We start from the raw sequence: 16,731 nt of genomic DNA on the forward strand, positions 1-16,731 counted from the left end.
GCCAAGTATTGAAAAAAAGGTAGAGAAATGGATACGAAATTGAACACGGAGCGGCGCAAGGAAGCGCAACGACGCCTGTCAGATTTCGGGCCGCCGAAAGGCCTGACGGAGCGCCGGATCAATATCGAGCGGCGGCTCTTCAATCTTGCCTTCGATAGCGCGGGCGGCTGGGGTGTTGCAACGACTTCGGCCGGTTCGCGCGGCAACTCCACCACGGGCTGCTGATTGCCGCCCAATACGCTCAGTGCCTTGCGTCGCAGGCCTTCGCGGTATCGCTGGCGCTTGTCTCGCTCAACCCGCTTTGTTCGGTGAAATAACCGCAGAGCGGGCACTTGAAACCGGGTGGGCAATTGTGTTCCCGAGCGCACTCGGCCTGTGTTTCATCGGTTAGCACCAGTTCACGAACCGCCTCGCAACGGGCGAGAGGTGAGTCGAAGTAGGACATTGCGCTTTCTCCCTGAGTGTTCCGTACTTAATTCAGCATAGCCGCTCCTCCGGGAATGTCCATCGCGGGAGTAGTCCATGCCTATGCGGACAGATGTTCCGCGAACCATGCCGCGACCTCGGCCTGCCGATGATCGCCTGCGGCGAGCAGGCGCAATAGGTGCTTGCCGCTCAGATGCGAAGCCGCGCGCTGGTAGGCGGCCGATGCCGGTATATCGTCTTGGTCGACCAGCATCAGCAAGGGGGCAGTCAGCAGCTCGAGTGCCTGCAATCCTGCCCGGTCGACCAGTCCTCCATGGCAGACCAGCGCTTTGACCTGAATGTCGCGTTGTGCGGCGCAGCGAACGGCTGCCGGCGTTGTATCGCTGCGGGCATGGATACCCAGTGCCAGATCCTGCATGTCGCCGTCGTTGCGTATCAGCTCGAGCACGTCGAGCAGTCGCTGGGCCAGGCGGGGGACGTTCTGCGTGGCATCGGCAAACTGCAGTTCATGGGCGGTCAGTAGATCCATGGCCAGAATGGCAAATCCGCTTGCCGCCAATGGGGCGAGCATGGCGTCGTCTTCGGGGCTGCGGTGCGAGCGGATGGCCAGGATGAGCCCCCTGGGGTTCTCGGGATGCTCAAGCTGGCCGTGGAGCGAGCCGTGCGGGGTACGAAAGACGATATGGCGGATCATGGAGACAGGCGGACAGGTATGCGATGGGGGCCAAAGGCTTGACCGTTGCGCCCCAGGGTAGTTCCGAAGCGACCGGCGATGGCGGTCTGGCAATGCGGGCAGCGGCCTTCGGCAGTCAGGTCGTAGCGATCGATGGCGTACCAGTCGCGGATGATCAGCGGGGCCTTGCATGTCGGGCAACGGGTCGTGCCGCCCTCGGTATCGTGGAGATTGCCGGTGAAAACGTAGCGCAAGCCGGCATCTTGGGCGATCCGCCGGGCCTGGGTCAGCGTTGAGGATGGCGTGGGCGGCAGCTCGGCCATTTTCCAGTCGGGATGGAAGGCCGAAAAGTGCAGCGGAACGTCCGGCCCCAGTTCCTTCATCACCCAGGCGGCCAGGGCGTTGATTTCGGCGGGGTTGTCGTTATGCCCGGGAATCAGCAGGGTGGTGATCTCCAGCCAGCAGTCGGTTTCGTGATGGATGAAAGCCAGGGTATCGAGAACCGGCTGCAGATGGCCGACGCACAGCTGGCGATAGAAAGTTTCCGTGAAGGCCTTGAGATCGACATTGGCAGCATCCATCGCGGCAAAGAATTCCCGTGCCGGTTGGCGATGGATGTAGCCTGCCGTGACGGCGACATTGCGGATTCCCTGCTCGCGGCAGGCCAGTGCGGTGTCGATGGCGTATTCGGCAAAGATGACGGGATCGTTGTAGGTATAGGCGACGGCGTCGGCGCCATGGCGTTTGGCTGCATTGGCAATCGCTTGCGGGCTGGCGCTGTCCATCAGCCGGTCCATGTCCTTCGAGCGGGAGATATCCCAGTTCTGGCAGAACTTGCAGGCGAGATTGCAGCCGGCGGTGCCAAAGGAGAGGATGGCGCTGCCCGGGTAGAAGTGATTCAGCGGCTTCTTCTCGATGGGGTCGATGCAGAATCCGGACGAGCGTCCGTAGGTGGTCAGCTGCATCTGCCCGTTGATCATCCGGCGGACGAAGCAGGCGCCGCGCTGGCCTTCGTGCAGCTGGCAGTCGCGCGGGCACAGGTCGCACTGGATCCGGCCGTCGGGTAAGGGATGCCACCAGCGACCGGGATGCAGCGTCGGGACTTCGTTCATGGCGGAGCCTCCTTCCATTTCGCCACGGTGTAGCGTTCGAGCCGGATGTCAGGGCTCCAGTAGTCGGCGGGCAACCCCGCCTTCTGCTTCAGGTGGGCCATGAACAGGGTCGGGCTGGGGAGTTGTTCCCAGACCTGGGGCAGGAAGGTTGCCCGGCGGCTGCCGCAAGAGAGAATGATGCCGTCACGGCCGGGGTGCAGTTGGGCCAGGGCGTCGGCTTCATCGGTGAAGGAGAGCGCCACGGCCGGTGTCAGCAGCGAAACCTCGACACGGGTCAGGGGCAACTCGGCGGCCGACAAGGGCGAAAAGCGGGGGTCGCGAAAAGCGGCAGCCAGTGCGTTTTCCCGGACATCCTGCCCAAGGGGGCGCCAGGCTTCCAGGCTGCCGATGCAGCCTCGCAACTGGCCGCCCTGAGTCAGGGTGACGAAGGTCGCTGCGGGGTCCTGCAGCGCGGGCTGATCACCGGTCGGCTGTGTCGATTGCCCCAGTCGGGCGGCAATCGCATTGCGGGCCAGGGTCAGCAGCGTATCGCCTAGATCAGCCATGGGCGTTCGACTCCTCGAACGAAAATGCCGCGTAGCCGACGACGCGGCTGCGCTCCCCGGCCGTGTCGCCGGAATTGCACAGGCCGAGCAGGGTAGGCTTCAAGCCGCGGCGGGCGGCGGCCAGCAACAGGCCATTGATCGGGTAGGCGCCACAGGCCTGCTCCGGATGAATATGGGTATCGAGCTGCAGGATGTGTCTGCAGGTGTTGCAGTCGACCTGTTGGGCCGTGCCGTAGGGTAGGAAATGGGAAAGGTCGGAACTGACGACGATCACCGTTTCCGGCCCTCCCCACAGGATGTCCAGCACATCGGCCACCACTTCTGGCGACGCGTGGCCGACAGCCAGCGGCACCAGCGTGAAGCGCGGCAGGAGGCGTTGCAGGAAAGGGAGGTGTACTTCAAGCGAGTGTTCGAAGGAATGTGCCTGTTCGCTGAACACGACCTGCGGCAGCTCGGCGATGCTGGCGACGCCCTGGGTGTCGAGCCGGACACTGCCCAGAGGCGTGGAAAACACTTCGGATTCGGGGAGCGCAATGCCATTGACGGCAACCCGGTGGGTCGGTCCGAGCAGGATGACGCGATGGATTTGGCCGGCCCAGGGTGCCAGGGCCGCGTAGGCTGCGGCCGCCATCGCCCCGGAATAGACGTAGCCGGCATGCGGGGCGATCAGCGCCTTGGGATGATGGGATGCTTCGTGCCGGGCGGCGGCGAGCAGCCGGTCCACGGTGAGCGAAAGCGTTGCCGCATCGCCGGGGTAAAAAGTACCGGCGACGGCAGCTGGGCGGGTTCTGATCACAGCCTGCTCCTCAGACGAGCAACAGTCCGCCGGCTATGCCGCCGCCGATGGCGAACAGGCCGGGCAAGGCATGGCGGGCCAGCGTGCGTCCCCCGATACTGACGACCAGCCCGATCTTGAAGGCCAGGTTGGCCAGCAGTGCCAGCGCGACGGCGATCACTGCCTCGGCACTGGCGACCTTTTCAAGGTTGAACATGCGCAGCGTCGACAGGACGCTGGCATCCGCATCGGTCAGGCCGGAAACCAGCGCGACGATATAGAGGCCACTGTTGCCGGCCCTGTCCTGGAGCCAGGCGGAGGCCAGCAGCACCGCCGCATAGAGCAGGCCAAAGGAAAAGGCGGTTTTCAGTTCGGTCGGGTTTTTGACTTCCGGCATCGGCAGATTGTCTGCCGCACTGAGGATTTTCCAGCTGTACAGCGCCATGGCGACGCCCGGCACGATGCCGCAGGCGAAAACCACGGCAATCGGCTTGGCCAGATGGGGAGCGACGACGCCAGCGACCAGCCACAGGCGGATCATCACCATGACGTTGGCGATCAGGATCACGATGGATGACATGCGGACGAAGTCGTCATGCTTGCGGGCATGGCGCGAGAACATCATGGTCGTTGCCGTGGACGAGGCCAGGCCGCCGAAAATGCCAAGCACGGCAGCGCCATGGCGGGCGCCGATGATGCGCAGGGCGAGATAGCCGGCCAGTGCGAGGCCGGAAATGAGCACCACCATCCACCAGATCTGGCGGGGATTGATGGCGTTGTAGGGGCCGAAATCCTCGCTCGGCAGGATGGGCAGGATGACGAACGACAAAACCGCGAACTGGAGGATGGAGTTGATGTCCTTCGGCGTCGTGCTCTGGCTGATTTGCTTCAGTTCGGCCTTGAAGTAAAGCAGGATGGTGGTCGTGATGGCGAGCATGACCGCCAGCGTGGCGTAGCCGAGCCAGACGGCTGCGCCGAGGCCGTACGTCATGACGATGGCTGCTTCCGATGTGAAGCCGCGATATTGCTCTTCCTGCTGCGAGGAGAAGTTGGAGGCGATCATGGCGCCGGCCACCACCAGCAGTCCCAGCGCGAGCAGCCAGTGACTGCCGGAGCGCTCGTCGAGCAGGGCAAACAGGCAGCCGAGCATGGCGACCAGCGAGAATGTACGCAGGCCAGCGGCCGAGTCCGGGCGGCGCTCGCGCTCCATGCCGATCAGCAGGCCGATACCCAGCGCGGTGGCAAAGGCCTTGACCGGTTCGACCAGTTCGGGGACGACGAAACTCATGCCATTCCTCATTTTCAGGTGTTCTTCAGTAAAATTAAGCCATGCCACGCCATTACGCAATCGTTCCCGCTGCCGGCAGCGGTTCCCGCTTCGGTGCCGAGAGGCCGAAGCAATACCTCGATCTCCTCGGCCGCCCGCTGATCTTTCATACCCTGTCGGCCTTGGTCGCCTGCCCGGATATCGAGCGGGTGTGGGTCGTTCTCGCGCCGGACGATCCGTGGTGGCCGCGCTACGACTGGTCCGAGCTGGGTGCCAAGCTGGAAACGGTGCGCTGTGGCGGGGCAACGCGTGCTGAAAGCGTGGCGAACGGACTGCAGGCGGCTTCCATGGTCGCTGCCGACGATGACTGGGTTCTGGTGCACGATGCCGCACGGCCTTGCCTTTCGGCGGCCCAGCTCGATGCCTTGTTTGCCGATCTGGCCAACGATCCGGTTGGCGGCATCCTCGCCGTACCGGTCGCCGACACCGTGAAGCGCGCGGATGCTGAGCAGCGTGTGGCGGCCACCGAGCCGCGGGATGGCTTGTGGCAAGCGCAGACGCCGCAGATGTTCCGCTATGGGCTGCTTGGCGAGGCGTTGGCGAAGTGCCGTGCGGTGACCGACGAGGCGGGTGCCGTCGAGGCGCTGGGTCTCAAACCGAAGCTGGTGCGCGGCGACGCCACCAACCTGAAAGTAACCTATCCGGCCGATCTTGCCTTGGCCGCCATGATTTTGAGGGCACGCAAATGAATTTCCGCGTCGGACAGGGCTACGATGTCCATCAGCTGGTCGAAGGCCGCAAGCTGATACTTGGGGGCGTTGAGATTCCGCATGTCACCGGGCTGCTCGGCCACTCGGATGCCGATGCGCTGCTGCACGCCATTACCGATGCCTTGCTCGGTGCGGTAGCGTTGGGCGATATCGGGCGCCATTTTCCCGATACCGACCCGCGCTACAAAGGTGCCGACAGTCGTGCTTTGCTGCGCGGCGCGGTCACCCTGCTGGCCGGAAAAGGGTGGCGGCCAGTCAATGTCGATGCGACGATCATTGCCCAGCAACCCAAGCTGGCGCCGCACGCCGCAGCGATGGTGGCCAATATTGCCGCCGATCTCGGCATCCCGGTCGATGCGGTGAATATCAAGGGCAAGACCAACGAACGGCTGGGCTACCTCGGGCGAGAGGAAGCGATCGAAGCCCAGGCCGTTGTCCTGGTCGAGCGTGTCGGCTGAATTACGGAAGGCTGACCAGGAACGGCCGCCCACGGCCAGGGTCTTTTTTGCCTTGCGGCCTCCCGATGCGTTGGCCGGGACGCTGGCCGACGTAGCGCGGGATGCGGCCGAACGCTTGGGGGGGCGCCCGACGCGATGCAACACGATCCACCTGACGCTGGCTTTTCTGGGGGACGTTCCCGTCGACGATTTACCCGTGCTGCAAGCCATCGGCGACGGCATCCAGTGCTCGCGTTTTGCGCTGCGGATCGACCGGTTGGGCTATTGGCCCCACAAGCGCCTGCTGTGGGCGGGTATGTCCGAGGTGCCGGACGGCTTGCGCGATCTGCATCGCCAGCTGCAGGGGACGCTTGCTGCGTCGGGGTATCGGAGCGATACGGCGGCGCACGGATTCGCCCCGCACATCACGCTGGTGCGCCACATGCCCTCGGGGGAAGCTGATTCGATGGTGACTGGTGCTGGCAATCTGCATCCGCTTGACTGGCCCTGTTCAAGCTTCCTGCTGTTCAAGTCGGAGTTGCGTTCGTCTGGCCCGGATTACGGTATTCTTCGGAAGTATTCCCTGGCGTGAATGCGCTGGCCTGGAATCGTCGGAAAAATTCGGCATCGCTTGGCCTGAAGGCTAAAGTTTTTCAGTCAAGTGTCGGTAATGCCTAGGTAGGCTGACAAATGATTTTATGGGCGGCTCCGGATGGATCGGGGATGCCGGCCAGGCAAAGGGGGAATTTTTGGGGGTTGTCGGGCGTTCGGAAAATACGGCCGTATTGCGTGTCCTGATTGTCGAGTCGGCAGGCAGGGACGGGCAGCGTTTGCTGGATGCGATCCAGGGTGGCACTGCGTCCATGGAAGGATGCCTCGCTGCCGACCCGGATATGCTCTCTTCGCGGCTGCAAACCGAGCGCTGGGATGCCTTCGTGTTGTCCTGCACCATGCCGGAACTGCCTGCCGTTGAAGCCATGGCCCTGTTTCGCGAGCAGGCGCCCGCGGTTCCCGTCATTCTCAGCATCGAACGCGGCGCCATGGATTTCCCCTTCGAACTGCTCGAGAACGGCGCGTGCGACTTTGTGTTCAAGAGCAATCCGTCGCGTCTGCCGGCGGTGATCGAGCGCGAATGCGCGAAAAGCAGCCTTTTGCGCACGGGGCGGGAGGATGTCGCCGGGACGATCGATGCGCTGCCATTGGGCGAGGGCATCGCCCGCTTTCAGCAGTTGTCCAGCAATCTTCCCGAGTGTTATTGGCTGGCCAATGCGGAGACGCAAGCGATTACCTTCATCAGTGCCGGTTACGAACACATCTGGGGTCGGCATGTCGACGCGCTGTATGCCGACCATAGGGATTGGCTGACGTATGTCCACGACGAGGATCGCGAGCGCGTTGCCGACGCCATGAACGTCCATCGCCAGGGCGGACTGGACATCCGGTTCCGTGTGTTGCGGCCGGGCGATGGGCTGCGCTGGCTGCATGCCCGTAATTTCCCGGTTCCCAACGAAGGGGGGGAGGTGCTGAGTGTCGGCGGCGTGGCGACGGATATTACCGGGCAGCTCGCCTCCAAGCTCAACCTGTCGTATTACACCCATTTCGATGCGCTGACGGCGCTGCCCAACCAGTGGATGTTCTACGACCAGGTGCAGCGCATGATCGCCTTGTCCAAGCGCAGCGGCTTGCCGTTAAGCGTGATGGTTGTGGACGTCGACCGTTTTCATGAAGTGAACCAGGCCTTGGGTTATTCCGCCGGTAACGAACTGCTGCGGCAGATGGCGGGGCGGTTGTCTGGATCGTTGCGCGAATCGGATTACCTGTGCCGTCTGGAGGGCGACGTCTTCGGGATTCTCCTGCCCGAACTGGTGGATAGCCAGCAGGCCGGCGTGGTGGCCCGGCGCATTATCGAGACATTGATCATGCCGGTCCGGGTTGCCGGGCAGGATGTATTCGCCACGGCCAGTATCGGCATCGGGTTTTACCCTCAGGATGGGCAGGAGGTTCATGAGCTGCTGAGCAATGCCCAACTCGCCGGGGTGCACGCGAAGCAGCAGGGACGCAACAGCTACCAGGCTTATTCCTCGGATATGCAGGATCAGGTGCGTGAGCGCATGTTCTTCGAAATCGACCTGCGCAACGCCACGCTGTGCGAAGAGTTCGTTCTGCATTTCCAGCCGAAGGTCAGCTGTGCCGACGGCCGCATTACCGGCGTCGAGGCCTTGTTGCGCTGGCAGCATCCGCGGCGGGGCATTGTTTCTCCGGACCAGTTCATACCCCTGCTCGAAGAGACCGGTCTCATCGTCCAGGTCGGGCGCTGGGTGCTGGAGGAAGCCTGTCGGCATGCCGTGGAGTGGCAGCGCGCGGGGCTGAGCATGCCCAGTGTGTCGGTGAACCTCTCGGCACGGCAACTGCAGTCGGAGACATTGCTGGCTGACGTGGCGACGACTCTGGAGGAAACGGGATTGCCTCCGGCTTGTCTCGACCTGGAAATCACCGAAAGCATGCTGATGCACAATGCCGATACGGCCATTCGCACCCTGTCGGCGCTGAAGAAGATGGGGGTCACGATTTCCCTGGACGATTTTGGAACCGGCTATTCCAGCCTGGCCTACCTGAAGCGTTTTCCGCTCGATGCGGTCAAGGTCGACCGCTCCTTTGTCCAGGATATCGCTGCCGATTCGGATGATGCGTCGATTACCCGGGCGGTGATCACCATGGCCCACCATCTCAAACTCAAGGTGGTCGCGGAAGGGGTGGAGACACCTGAGCAGCTGGCCCTGCTGATATCGCACCAGTGCGACGTGATCCAGGGCTATTTTTTCTCGAGGCCCTTGCCGGCCGATGAAATGACCGGCTTGCTGCTGGCCGACCAAAGGTTGCCGAGCAATCATCTCAATACCGGTAGCCGCAAACCGATGGCGTTGTTCGTCGCGGTCAGCGGGTTCGATGAGGTCATTTCGTGGCTCGGCCGCGAGGGGCATCGCGTATGCGTCGTTCCTGACCTGGCCGGTGCAACGCAGTGGCTGTCCGGCAACCTGGTCGATGTGTTGGTGTGCGGCGCGCCGCGCAAGGGATTCGATTCGGCGGCGCTGATTCGTCTTGCCAGTGAATTGCAGCCGCGCTGCGAACGGATATTGCTTGCGGACAGCCGCCAGTGGAGTCGCAAGTCGGTTGCCGAATTGAGCGGTTCCGGCCTGGTGCACCGCGTCATTCATCTGCCGGTCGAACCGGATGCTTTCTGCCGGGTGGTTGACGACGCCCTGAACCGCCGGCACATTTCGGAAGAGTACAGCCGTTTGTCGCATGAGGTGGAAGTGGTCGAACGACAATTGCTTCAGGCCGAAGAGGATCGTCGCCGGCTGTCTGACGAAAACCGGGCGCTCCAGGCTCAAGAGCGGCAGGGTTACCTGATTCTGCAGGAGGTATTGTCGGCGCTGCCGATCCCGGTGATCGGGGTCGATGCCGGCGGCTTGGTGGCGCTGCTCAACGAGGCGGCCATCCGCCGTTTTGCCGGACGGGGTATCGCGCCAGGTGTCGAGCTTGCCGCGATCATTCCGGAACTCGGCGAATCCCGCTCGGGGTCGCACGTCGTGATCGACGGTATTTCCTATGATTGCAGCTCTCAGCAGATGGGGGCATCATCCCGCGCCGAGGGCCGTCTCTTCTTGCTGAATGAAACGGCAGGTGAGGCATGAAGGGCATGATACGGACAGAGGCTGCGCTTCCCGGCATGTGCCTGAGCGAAGCGGTGGTTGACGATTCAGGACGGGTGTTGGTGCCGGAAGGCGCTGTACTGACTGAATCCCTGATTCAAAGCCTGCTGCGTCGCGGTGTATCCGAACTGTGCGTCGATCAGGCGACGGAAGAAGATCCGGCGGAGCGTGAAATCAGGCGCGCCCGGATTTCACGGTCGGTTGCGGTTTATTTTCGCCAGGCCGGCGATGGGGTGGGGAGCCTGGCGTTGCAAGAGGCGATACTGACGTTTCGCATGGGGCGCGGGGAATGAACAAGCTTTCCCACGACGAAATCGTTCATGGACTGCGGCAATTGCCCGCGCTGCCTACCGTGATCAGCGAGGTACTGTCATCGTTTGGCAATGACGAGGCGGACATCGGCCTGATCTGCCGGCAAGTTGCCCGCGATCAGTCGCTGACCGCGCGTTTGCTGCGGGTGGCAAATTCGTCTTTCTATGGCCTGCAATGCCGCGTGGCGACGATCAATGAAGCCGTTGTCGTTCTGGGCTTTCGGGCGGTTCGCAGCATGCTGCTGACGCTCGGCGTCAGCGGCGCTTTCGGCAAGCAGGATTGCCCCGGCTTTGAGCCGCGAGCCTATATGCGGCATTGCGTCGGTGTCGGGCTGGCCGCCAGGGCCATCGCCGAAACCACGGGGCGCAACCCCGATCTGGCCTTCGCCGGCGGCGTATTGCACGACATGGGCCAGTTGGCGCTGGCCAGCATTTTTCGAGGGTCTTACGCCCAAGCACTGGCTTATCGCCGTGAACACGACATCCCGCTCGTCATCGCCGAGCGGGATGTCCTCGGTACCGACCATGTCCTTGTCGGTGGGCTGTTGGCCGATACCTGGAATTTTCCCGCTTCCTTGCGTTCGGCCATTGCCGGGCACCATGCGCCTTCCGCGGCAACGGCGGATTCATTGGCCGACCTGGTTCACGTCGCCGATGCCATTGCCCACGGTCTGGGGCTGGCGGGGGACGACTACGATCTGGTGATGCCGGTCGATTTCACGGCGTGGCAGAGGCTGGGCCTGGATCAGGACAAGCTGGCCAGAATCCTGCCGCGCGTGGTCGATGGCCTGGACGAGGCCAGCCAGGCTTTCAGCGCCTGATCGGCAGCGACAGCCGGGCGAGCAGCCCACCGCCGGGATTGTTCAGGAGCGCCAGGCGGCCTTCGTGCAGGCGGGCAATGCGTTCAACGATGGCCAGGCCCAGCCCCGTTCCGGTTGCGTTGCTACGGGCCGTTTCCAGCCGCGTGAAAGGACGCTTCAGACGGTCCACTTCGCTTTCCGGCACGCCAGGACCGCGATCGCCGACTTCGATATGGATTTCCCGCGCATCGGCCGAAAGGCGGAGACTGATCTCACCGCCGGCATATTTGGCCGCGTTGTCGATCAGGTTGGTTACGGCGCGGGCAATGGCCTTTGGACGCAGGCTGACTTCATCCAGCGTCGGCAGATCGGCGTCGATATGCCGGCCTACGTGCTTCTGGCGGGCTGCAATGGACGCCAGTAGCGCCGGCAGGTCGGTCAGCGAGGGGGGTTCGCCGGATTCGGCGCGGGCGTAATCCATGAATTGGGAGATCACGCTTTCCATCTGCTCGATGTCCGACACCACACCCTGGCGGGCCTTTTCGTCCGATACGCTGAGTTCCGCCTCCAGCCGCAGGCGGGTCAGCGGAGTACGCAAATCGTGCGAAATGCCGGCAAGCACTTCGGAGCGTTCGCGCTCGTTGCGCTGAAGGTCGCTGGCCATGGCATTGAAGGCGGCGGCCAGGCGTTTCAGTTCATCGGCGCCATCCTCGGGCAGTGGCTCGGGCATCTGGCCGCGACCGACCATTTCGGCCGAGCTGGCCATCGCCTTGAGCGGTTTGCTGATTCGGGAGGCGATCAGCCAGGCGACGCCGAGTGCCAGCACGACGGCGAGCAGTCCCCAGGTTAGCCAGTGCCGGGCAAAGCTGCGGGTTGCCCGCTCGCGCGGCAGAACCAGCCAGTACTCTTCGTCATCGGCGTCGTCCAGCCTGAAACTGACCCAGAACCCCGGCACGCCATCGACGCTGGCAGCGATCCGCGTGTGATCGCCCAGGCGTCGATTGAGCTCATTTTGCAGCAGGGCGAAGAAGCGCGAATCGGGCATCGCCTCGATCTTGTCACCGGGTTCGGCCGGCAGGAGGCGGATACCTTCGCGGCTGGAAAATTCTGCAAACAGGCCAAAGCGGCGCTCGGGTGCGGCGGCGAACAGCGAGGCCCGGATCAGATTGACGGCCGAAGCGGCCAGTTGGGCCGTTTCGCGGGCGCGCGGCTCGGCATCCATATAGCGGAACAGGCTGAGCCAGGCCGCCGTCGTGAGCAGAACCAGAATGGCCAGCAGCAGAAAGGTACGCGCCAGCAGCGTACGGGGCATCGGGTCAATCCCGGGGGGCGCCGTCCGGCACGAAGACGTAGCCGAAGCCCCAGACGGTCTGCAGGTAGCGCGGCTGTGCCGGGTCGGTTTCGATCAGCTTGCGCAGACGGGATACCTGGACATCGATGGCCCGGTCGAAAGGGCCCTGTTCGCGGCCGCGCGCCAGGGTCATCAGTTTGTCGCGCGACAGCGGCTGGCGCGGGTGCTGGAGCAACACCTTGAGGACCGCAAATTCGCCGGTGGTCAGCGGTTGCAGTTCTTCGCCGCGCTTGAGGGTGCGGGCAGCGAGATCGACTTCGATGTTGCTGAAGCGAATGGTTTCCACTTCGCCTTCCGGTGCGCCTGGCGGCTTGGTGCCCTGGCGGCGCATCACGGCATGGATGCGGGCGAGCAGTTCGCGTGGATTGAAGGGCTTGGGCAGGTAGTCGTCGGCCCCCATTTCGAGCCCGACGATACGGTCGACCTCGTCACCCTTGGCGGTCAGCATGATGATCGGCGTCTGGTCGCCCTGGCCGCGCAGGCGGCGACAGATCGAGAGCCCGTCTTCGCCGGGCATCATCAGGTCGAGGACGATCAGGTGATAGTGTTCCCGGGCACGCAGCTTGTCCATCTGCTGCCCGTCGGCGGCCGCCTTGACGTCGAAACCCTGTTCGCCCAGATAGCGCGTCAGCAGGTCGCGCAAGCGTGAATCGTCATCGACGACGAGAATGTGATGGTGTTGTTCGTTCATGCTGGCAAGGATAAGGGCTGACGATGAATGAAGCGCATCAAATGGTAACAAGCTTTTACACCGCCCGGCCGGGAAACATATTCTTACATCTGGACCGACTTGCCGTATCTACGTGGGGGGACAATGGTGCCGTCCCCTCGTCCGGTCGCTACAATTCGTACCATGAAACGTCTGCTCGCCTGTTCCCTCCTCTTTCTGAGCCTGCTCGGCCCGGTGGGTGGCGTGTTGGCGCAGCAGGGCTATTGGCGCGACCTGCCTCCCGATGAACGGCGGCAGATGCGTCAGCAGATGCGCGAACATTGGCAACAGGAGCGGGAGGTCCGCCGCGACGAACCGCCGCCGCGCTGGCGCGACATCCCGCCGGAAGACCGGCGGCGTCTGCGCGACGACATGCGCGAGCAGCGCGGCCTTCAGGAGACTCACGGCTTCCACGGCAGGCGGTAGTGGGCGGGACTTGCGGCGAGACTGAATCGCTGAACCGGCGAGGCTCCGGTAAAATGCCGGTCCATGCTGATCCTTGCTCTTGAAACCTCCACCGAACTCGGTTCCTGTGCGCTTTGGCGCGATGGGGCAGTGACCGAGCGCCGCTGCCCGGAAAAACGGCCACATTCCGAAACCCTGCTACCGCTCGTCCGCGACCTGTTGGCGGAATCTGGCGTGCGTATCGGCGATCTCGACGCGATAGCCTTCGGTGTCGGGCCGGGCGCCTTCACGGGCTTGCGTGTGGCTTGCGGCGCTGCGCAGGGGCTGGCGGTCGTTGCCGCCTTGCCCTTGATTCCGGTGACCAGCCTCGAGACCCTGGCGACCGAGGCGGGGGGCGATCGCGTGCTGGCACTGCTCGATGCTCGCATGGGCGAGGTGTATTCCGGTTGTTACGAGCGGGCAGGGGGAGCTTATGTTCTGAATGGGGATATCCGTGTTTCAGCGCCTGCCGACGTTGTGCTGCCTGCCGATGCTGGCTGGCTGGCGTGCGGCAACGGATTGGCGGCTTATCCCGTATTGCTCGATCGCGTTCGTGAGGCCGGCCTCGCCGTCGCCCCGGGCGGTTTGCCCGGCGCAGCCACGGTGGCGGCCATTGCGGCTGCGAAGGCCGCACGCGGCGAGGGTATCGATGCTGCCGATGCCGTGCCCCTCTATGTTCGCGACAAGGTGGCGAAGACGGTGGCCGAGCGCATGCGGGAGGGCGGAAAGGCGTGAACGGCCTGAACATTTCAGCGGAATTCTTTCCGATGAACGAAAGCGACCTCGCGGCGGTGGCGGCCTTGGAGGCAACGCTGCAGGTTTTCCCCTGGTCGCATGGCAACTTTGCCGATTCCCTGGCGAGCGGCTATAGCGTCTGGGTTTTACGCCTGGGGGGTGATCTGATCGGTTTTTCGGTCGTCATGTCGGTGATCGACGAGGCCCACCTGCTCAACATCGGCGTCTGCAAGCGCTACCATGGGCAGGGCTATGGCGCCCGGCTTCTGCGTCATGCCATGGAGTGCGCGCGCCTGGGGGGAGCGACCAGGCTCTTTCTCGAAGTCCGGCCCTCCAACGAACGGGCGGTCGATTTGTATCGGCATTTTGGATTTCGCCAGATCGGCACACGCAAGGGCTATTATCCCGCCATCGTCGGTCGCGAGGATGCGCTGATTTTTGACAAGGAACTGGTGGCATGAGCTTGAGCCGGGAACAGATGCTCGTCGAGATGGGCATATCGCCGATCTGGGTATTGCGCGACGCACCGGCGACCACGCCTATCGAGGAAAGCAGGGTCCAGGAGATGGCAGCGTCTGCACCCGTAGCCGAGGTGCCGCCGCCCGCTACCCGGCAATTTGCTGAAAAAAGCGAGATGCCCCCGTCCGCAGCAGTCGATATCGGCACGCTCGATTGGCCGGCGCTCGCCCGACAGGTGGCCGGGTGCCGCGCCTGTTCCCTGTGCGAACAGCGCAAGCAGGCCGTGTTCGGTGTCGGGGATACCAGTCCGGACTACCTGTTCATCGGCGAAGGGCCGGGGGCAGAGGAGGACGCCAGGGGAGAACCGTTCGTCGGACAGGCGGGGAAACTGCTGGATAGCATGCTGGCCTCACTCGATATCGCCCGGGGCAATCGTGTGTACATCGCCAATGCCGTCAAGTGCCGCCCGCCCGGCAACCGGACGCCGGAGCCAGCCGAAATGGCAGCTTGCTGGCCGTATCTGGAGCGCCAGATCGCGCTGCTCAAGCCAAAAATCATCGTCTTGCTGGGCAAGGCGGCCGTGCATGCCGTCCTGCACGACGACAAGTCGCTGGCCAGCTTGCGCGGCAAGCGTTTCGAGCATTCCGGCATTCCGGTGGTGGTGACGTACCATCCGGCCTATCTGTTGCGCAATCTTCCGGACAAGGCCAAGGCCTGGGAGGATCTGCTGTTCGCGCGTCGTACCTTGTGTGAACAGCTGACACCGGCGTTGCCGTTCTAGCGGACTGTTCCGCCAGTTTCGAGGCTGGGCCTTGGCGTATCCGGGCCGAACCGTCAGTGGTGCGTCGTGTCGTCCAGGTGCCGGACGTCGTCCTGAATCGCCTGGTTGGCGATATGGCGCTGGCGGATCAGGTACATCAGGCCGCTGACGCACAGTCCGAACAAGGTGACTACCCAATAGATCGACACATCCATCTTGATCATCAGGTAATACAGGCCGGTCATGATCAGGATGGAGATGTTTTCGTTGAAGTTCTGCACCGCGATCGAATGCCCGGCCCCCATCAGGATATGGCCGCGATGCTGCAGCAGTGCGTTCATCGGCACCACGAAGAAGCCGGAGAGCCCACCGATGAGAATGAGCAGGGGGACGGCCAGCCAGATGCTGTCGACGAAATTCATGATCAGCACGATCAGGCCCATGGCGATGCCGAGGGGAATGACACGGACGGATTTGCGCAGGGTGATGTACTTGGCGGCGATGATGGCGCCGGCTGCAACGCCGACGGCTACCACCCCCTGCAGCATGGACGCCTTGGAGAGTCCCAGGTTGAGGGCGACTTCGGCCCATTTGATCACGATGAACTGCAGCGTGGCGCCAGCTCCCCAGAACAGGGTGGTGACCGCCAGGGAAATCTGACCGAGCTTGTCGCGCCAGAGCAGGGCCAGGCAGTGGTTGAATTCGTGGATCAGGAACCAGGGATTTTTCTTGAGCTGCTTGTGGTCAACCCCGGTATTCGGGACGTAGAGATTGAACAGGGCGGCCACTATGTATAGCAGCGCAACGACCGACAGGGCCATTTCACCGACGGTGTCGATCCCGGTTTCGAAGAGCGGAAAGTCGAAGGACAGCAGGTGCTGTGCGATCTCCGGGCGAATCAGCATGCCGCCGATGAGGACGCCGAGGATGATGGCGCCGACAGTCAGGCCTTCGATCCAGCCATTGGCGACGACGAGGAGGCGATGCGGCAGGTATTCGGTGAGGATTCCATATTTGGCCGGCGAATAGCAGGCGGCACCCAGGCCGACGATGGCGTAGGCGACCAGCGGATGGGCACCGAAGAACATCATGCTGCAACCGACGATCTTGATCGTGTTGCTGATGAACATGACGCGCCCCTTGGGCATCGAGTCGGCAAAGGCGCCGACGAAGGCAGCCAGGACCACGTAGGAAACGGTGAAGAAGGTCTTGAGCAGCGGCTCGTATTCGGCGGGCGCCTGCATCTCGCGCAGGGCGGCGATGGCAGCGATAAGCAGGGCGTTGTCGGCCAGCGCGGAAAAAAATTGCGCTGCCATGATGATGTAGAAGCCGAATGGCACGAAAGTCTTGTCTCTTATATAACTTTGGGCGAGGTTTATACCACGCTCAGAATTGGGCGCAAGGCTTGCGCGTTTTTCGGTCTTATGCATGTACCCGTCGCACC

Annotated in this window: 19 protein-coding genes; 11 read left to right on the forward strand and 8 right to left on the reverse strand. The window is 63.2% G+C overall.

Annotation, left to right across the window (positions count from 1 at the left end; translation table 11 throughout):
• Window positions 1-27: 27 nt before the first annotated feature.
• Window positions 28-225, forward strand: a complete 198-nt coding sequence (locus F1002_RS09280) for a hypothetical protein (protein ID WP_150428758.1) — start codon at window positions 28-30, stop codon at window positions 223-225.
• A gap of 301 nt (window positions 226-526) precedes the next feature.
• On the opposite strand, the gene F1002_RS09290 is transcribed toward F1002_RS09280, so the two are convergent.
• The 5 genes from F1002_RS09290 to F1002_RS09310 are packed head-to-tail and all read right to left on the reverse strand — an operon-like array spanning window position 527 to window position 4,819.
• The gene (locus F1002_RS09290; RefSeq protein ID WP_150428760.1) at window positions 527-1,120 is read right to left on the reverse strand and encodes a hypothetical protein; all 594 of its coding nucleotides are present in this window, start codon (window positions 1,118-1,120) and stop codon (window positions 527-529) included.
• Window positions 1,117-2,211, reverse strand: a complete 1,095-nt coding sequence (amrS, locus tag F1002_RS09295) for an AmmeMemoRadiSam system radical SAM enzyme (protein ID WP_191090354.1) — start codon at window positions 2,209-2,211, stop codon at window positions 1,117-1,119. Before amrS ends, F1002_RS09290 begins: the two co-directional genes overlap by 4 nt.
• Window positions 2,208-2,756, reverse strand: a complete 549-nt coding sequence (gene amrA / locus F1002_RS09300; RefSeq protein ID WP_150428762.1) for an AmmeMemoRadiSam system protein A — start codon at window positions 2,754-2,756, stop codon at window positions 2,208-2,210. The genes amrS and amrA overlap by 4 nt, the downstream gene beginning before the upstream one ends.
• Window positions 2,749-3,552, reverse strand: a complete 804-nt coding sequence (gene amrB / locus F1002_RS09305; RefSeq protein ID WP_150428763.1) for an AmmeMemoRadiSam system protein B — start codon at window positions 3,550-3,552, stop codon at window positions 2,749-2,751. Before amrB ends, amrA begins: the two co-directional genes overlap by 8 nt.
• Before the next feature lie 10 nt (window positions 3,553-3,562).
• Complete coding sequence (locus F1002_RS09310; RefSeq protein ID WP_150428764.1) at window positions 3,563-4,819, reverse strand: MgtC/SapB family protein; 1,257 nt, start codon at window positions 4,817-4,819, stop codon at window positions 3,563-3,565.
• 41 nt (window positions 4,820-4,860) lie between these two features.
• On the opposite strand from F1002_RS09310, the gene ispD reads away from it, so the two are divergent.
• From ispD to F1002_RS09340, 6 genes are all read left to right on the forward strand, one after another.
• The gene (gene ispD / locus F1002_RS09315) at window positions 4,861-5,547 is read left to right on the forward strand and encodes a 2-C-methyl-D-erythritol 4-phosphate cytidylyltransferase (protein ID WP_150428765.1); all 687 of its coding nucleotides are present in this window, start codon (window positions 4,861-4,863) and stop codon (window positions 5,545-5,547) included.
• Window positions 5,544-6,026 carry a 2-C-methyl-D-erythritol 2,4-cyclodiphosphate synthase gene (gene ispF / locus F1002_RS09320; protein WP_150428766.1) on the forward strand — a complete coding sequence of 161 codons (483 nt, stop codon included), beginning with the start codon at window positions 5,544-5,546 and terminating at the stop codon, window positions 6,024-6,026. The genes ispD and ispF overlap by 4 nt, the downstream gene beginning before the upstream one ends.
• Window positions 6,001-6,597, forward strand: coding sequence for an RNA 2',3'-cyclic phosphodiesterase (gene thpR / locus F1002_RS09325; RefSeq protein ID WP_191090355.1), 597 nt, complete (start codon window positions 6,001-6,003; stop codon window positions 6,595-6,597). Before ispF ends, thpR begins: the two co-directional genes overlap by 26 nt.
• 106 nt (window positions 6,598-6,703) lie before the next feature.
• Window positions 6,704-9,700 carry an EAL domain-containing protein gene (locus F1002_RS09330; protein ID WP_150428768.1) on the forward strand — a complete coding sequence of 999 codons (2,997 nt, stop codon included), beginning with the start codon at window positions 6,704-6,706 and terminating at the stop codon, window positions 9,698-9,700.
• The gene (locus F1002_RS09335) at window positions 9,697-10,011 is read left to right on the forward strand and encodes a hypothetical protein (RefSeq protein WP_150428769.1); all 315 of its coding nucleotides are present in this window, start codon (window positions 9,697-9,699) and stop codon (window positions 10,009-10,011) included. The genes F1002_RS09330 and F1002_RS09335 overlap by 4 nt, the downstream gene beginning before the upstream one ends.
• Entirely contained in the window at window positions 10,008-10,850 is an 843-nt protein-coding gene (locus F1002_RS09340; protein ID WP_150428770.1) for an HDOD domain-containing protein, read from the forward strand. Before F1002_RS09335 ends, F1002_RS09340 begins: the two co-directional genes overlap by 4 nt.
• Here the strand turns inward: F1002_RS09340 and F1002_RS09345 are convergent.
• Window positions 10,840-12,141: an ATP-binding protein gene (locus tag F1002_RS09345; protein WP_150428771.1), complete on the reverse strand. Its 1,302-nt coding sequence runs from the start codon at window positions 12,139-12,141 to the stop codon at window positions 10,840-10,842. The genes F1002_RS09340 and F1002_RS09345 overlap by 11 nt on opposite strands.
• Before the next feature lie 4 nt (window positions 12,142-12,145).
• Window positions 12,146-12,871, reverse strand: a complete 726-nt coding sequence (gene ompR / locus F1002_RS09350) for a two-component system response regulator OmpR (protein ID WP_150428772.1) — start codon at window positions 12,869-12,871, stop codon at window positions 12,146-12,148.
• A 162-nt stretch (window positions 12,872-13,033) separates the two neighbouring features.
• Between ompR and F1002_RS09355 the strand changes: the two genes are divergently transcribed.
• The 4 genes from F1002_RS09355 (at window position 13,034) to F1002_RS09370 (ending at window position 15,308) form a co-directional block, all read left to right on the forward strand.
• Window positions 13,034-13,315: a hypothetical protein gene (locus tag F1002_RS09355; RefSeq protein ID WP_150428773.1), complete on the forward strand. Its 282-nt coding sequence runs from the start codon at window positions 13,034-13,036 to the stop codon at window positions 13,313-13,315.
• A gap of 63 nt (window positions 13,316-13,378) precedes the next feature.
• Window positions 13,379-14,068 carry a tRNA (adenosine(37)-N6)-threonylcarbamoyltransferase complex dimerization subunit type 1 TsaB gene (tsaB, locus tag F1002_RS09360; protein ID WP_150428774.1) on the forward strand — a complete coding sequence of 230 codons (690 nt, stop codon included), beginning with the start codon at window positions 13,379-13,381 and terminating at the stop codon, window positions 14,066-14,068.
• 32 nt (window positions 14,069-14,100) lie between these two features.
• Window positions 14,101-14,529: a ribosomal protein S18-alanine N-acetyltransferase gene (gene rimI / locus F1002_RS09365; RefSeq protein WP_150428775.1), complete on the forward strand. Its 429-nt coding sequence runs from the start codon at window positions 14,101-14,103 to the stop codon at window positions 14,527-14,529.
• Window positions 14,526-15,308, forward strand: coding sequence for a uracil-DNA glycosylase family protein (locus F1002_RS09370; RefSeq protein ID WP_150428776.1), 783 nt, complete (start codon window positions 14,526-14,528; stop codon window positions 15,306-15,308). Before rimI ends, F1002_RS09370 begins: the two co-directional genes overlap by 4 nt.
• A 53-nt stretch (window positions 15,309-15,361) precedes the next feature.
• Here the strand turns inward: F1002_RS09370 and lplT are convergent, their stop codons facing one another.
• Window positions 15,362-16,627, reverse strand: coding sequence for a lysophospholipid transporter LplT (lplT, locus tag F1002_RS09375; RefSeq protein WP_150428777.1), 1,266 nt, complete (start codon window positions 16,625-16,627; stop codon window positions 15,362-15,364).
• Window positions 16,628-16,731: the final 104 nt, after the last annotated feature.

Origin of the sequence: Dechloromonas sp. CZR5 (assembly GCF_008711155.1) — a bacterium.
Taxonomy (GTDB): domain Bacteria; phylum Pseudomonadota; class Gammaproteobacteria; order Burkholderiales; family Rhodocyclaceae; genus Azonexus.

Bases quoted from the DNA above. Each gene is read 5' to 3' on its own strand.
- F1002_RS09280 (WP_150428758.1), top strand. From the start codon at position 28: ATGGATACGAAATTGAACACGGAGCGGCGCAAGGAAGCGCAACGACGC.
- F1002_RS09290 (WP_150428760.1), bottom strand. From the start codon at position 1,120: ATGATCCGCCATATCGTCTTTCGTACCCCGCACGGCTCGCTCCACGGC.
- amrS (WP_191090354.1), bottom strand. From the start codon at position 2,211: ATGAACGAAGTCCCGACGCTGCATCCCGGTCGCTGGTGGCATCCCTTA.
- amrA (WP_150428762.1), bottom strand. From the start codon at position 2,756: ATGGCTGATCTAGGCGATACGCTGCTGACCCTGGCCCGCAATGCGATT.
- F1002_RS09310 (WP_150428764.1), bottom strand. From the start codon at position 4,819: ATGAGTTTCGTCGTCCCCGAACTGGTCGAACCGGTCAAGGCCTTTGCC.
- ispD (WP_150428765.1), top strand. From the start codon at position 4,861: ATGCCACGCCATTACGCAATCGTTCCCGCTGCCGGCAGCGGTTCCCGC.
- ispF (WP_150428766.1), top strand. From the start codon at position 5,544: ATGAATTTCCGCGTCGGACAGGGCTACGATGTCCATCAGCTGGTCGAA.
- F1002_RS09330 (WP_150428768.1), top strand. From the start codon at position 6,704: ATGGGCGGCTCCGGATGGATCGGGGATGCCGGCCAGGCAAAGGGGGAA.
- F1002_RS09335 (WP_150428769.1), top strand. From the start codon at position 9,697: ATGAAGGGCATGATACGGACAGAGGCTGCGCTTCCCGGCATGTGCCTG.
- F1002_RS09340 (WP_150428770.1), top strand. From the start codon at position 10,008: ATGAACAAGCTTTCCCACGACGAAATCGTTCATGGACTGCGGCAATTG.
- F1002_RS09345 (WP_150428771.1), bottom strand. From the start codon at position 12,141: ATGCCCCGTACGCTGCTGGCGCGTACCTTTCTGCTGCTGGCCATTCTG.
- ompR (WP_150428772.1), bottom strand. From the start codon at position 12,871: ATGAACGAACAACACCATCACATTCTCGTCGTCGATGACGATTCACGC.
- F1002_RS09355 (WP_150428773.1), top strand. From the start codon at position 13,034: ATGAAACGTCTGCTCGCCTGTTCCCTCCTCTTTCTGAGCCTGCTCGGC.
- tsaB (WP_150428774.1), top strand. From the start codon at position 13,379: ATGCTGATCCTTGCTCTTGAAACCTCCACCGAACTCGGTTCCTGTGCG.
- rimI (WP_150428775.1), top strand. From the start codon at position 14,101: ATGAACGAAAGCGACCTCGCGGCGGTGGCGGCCTTGGAGGCAACGCTG.
- F1002_RS09370 (WP_150428776.1), top strand. From the start codon at position 14,526: ATGAGCTTGAGCCGGGAACAGATGCTCGTCGAGATGGGCATATCGCCG.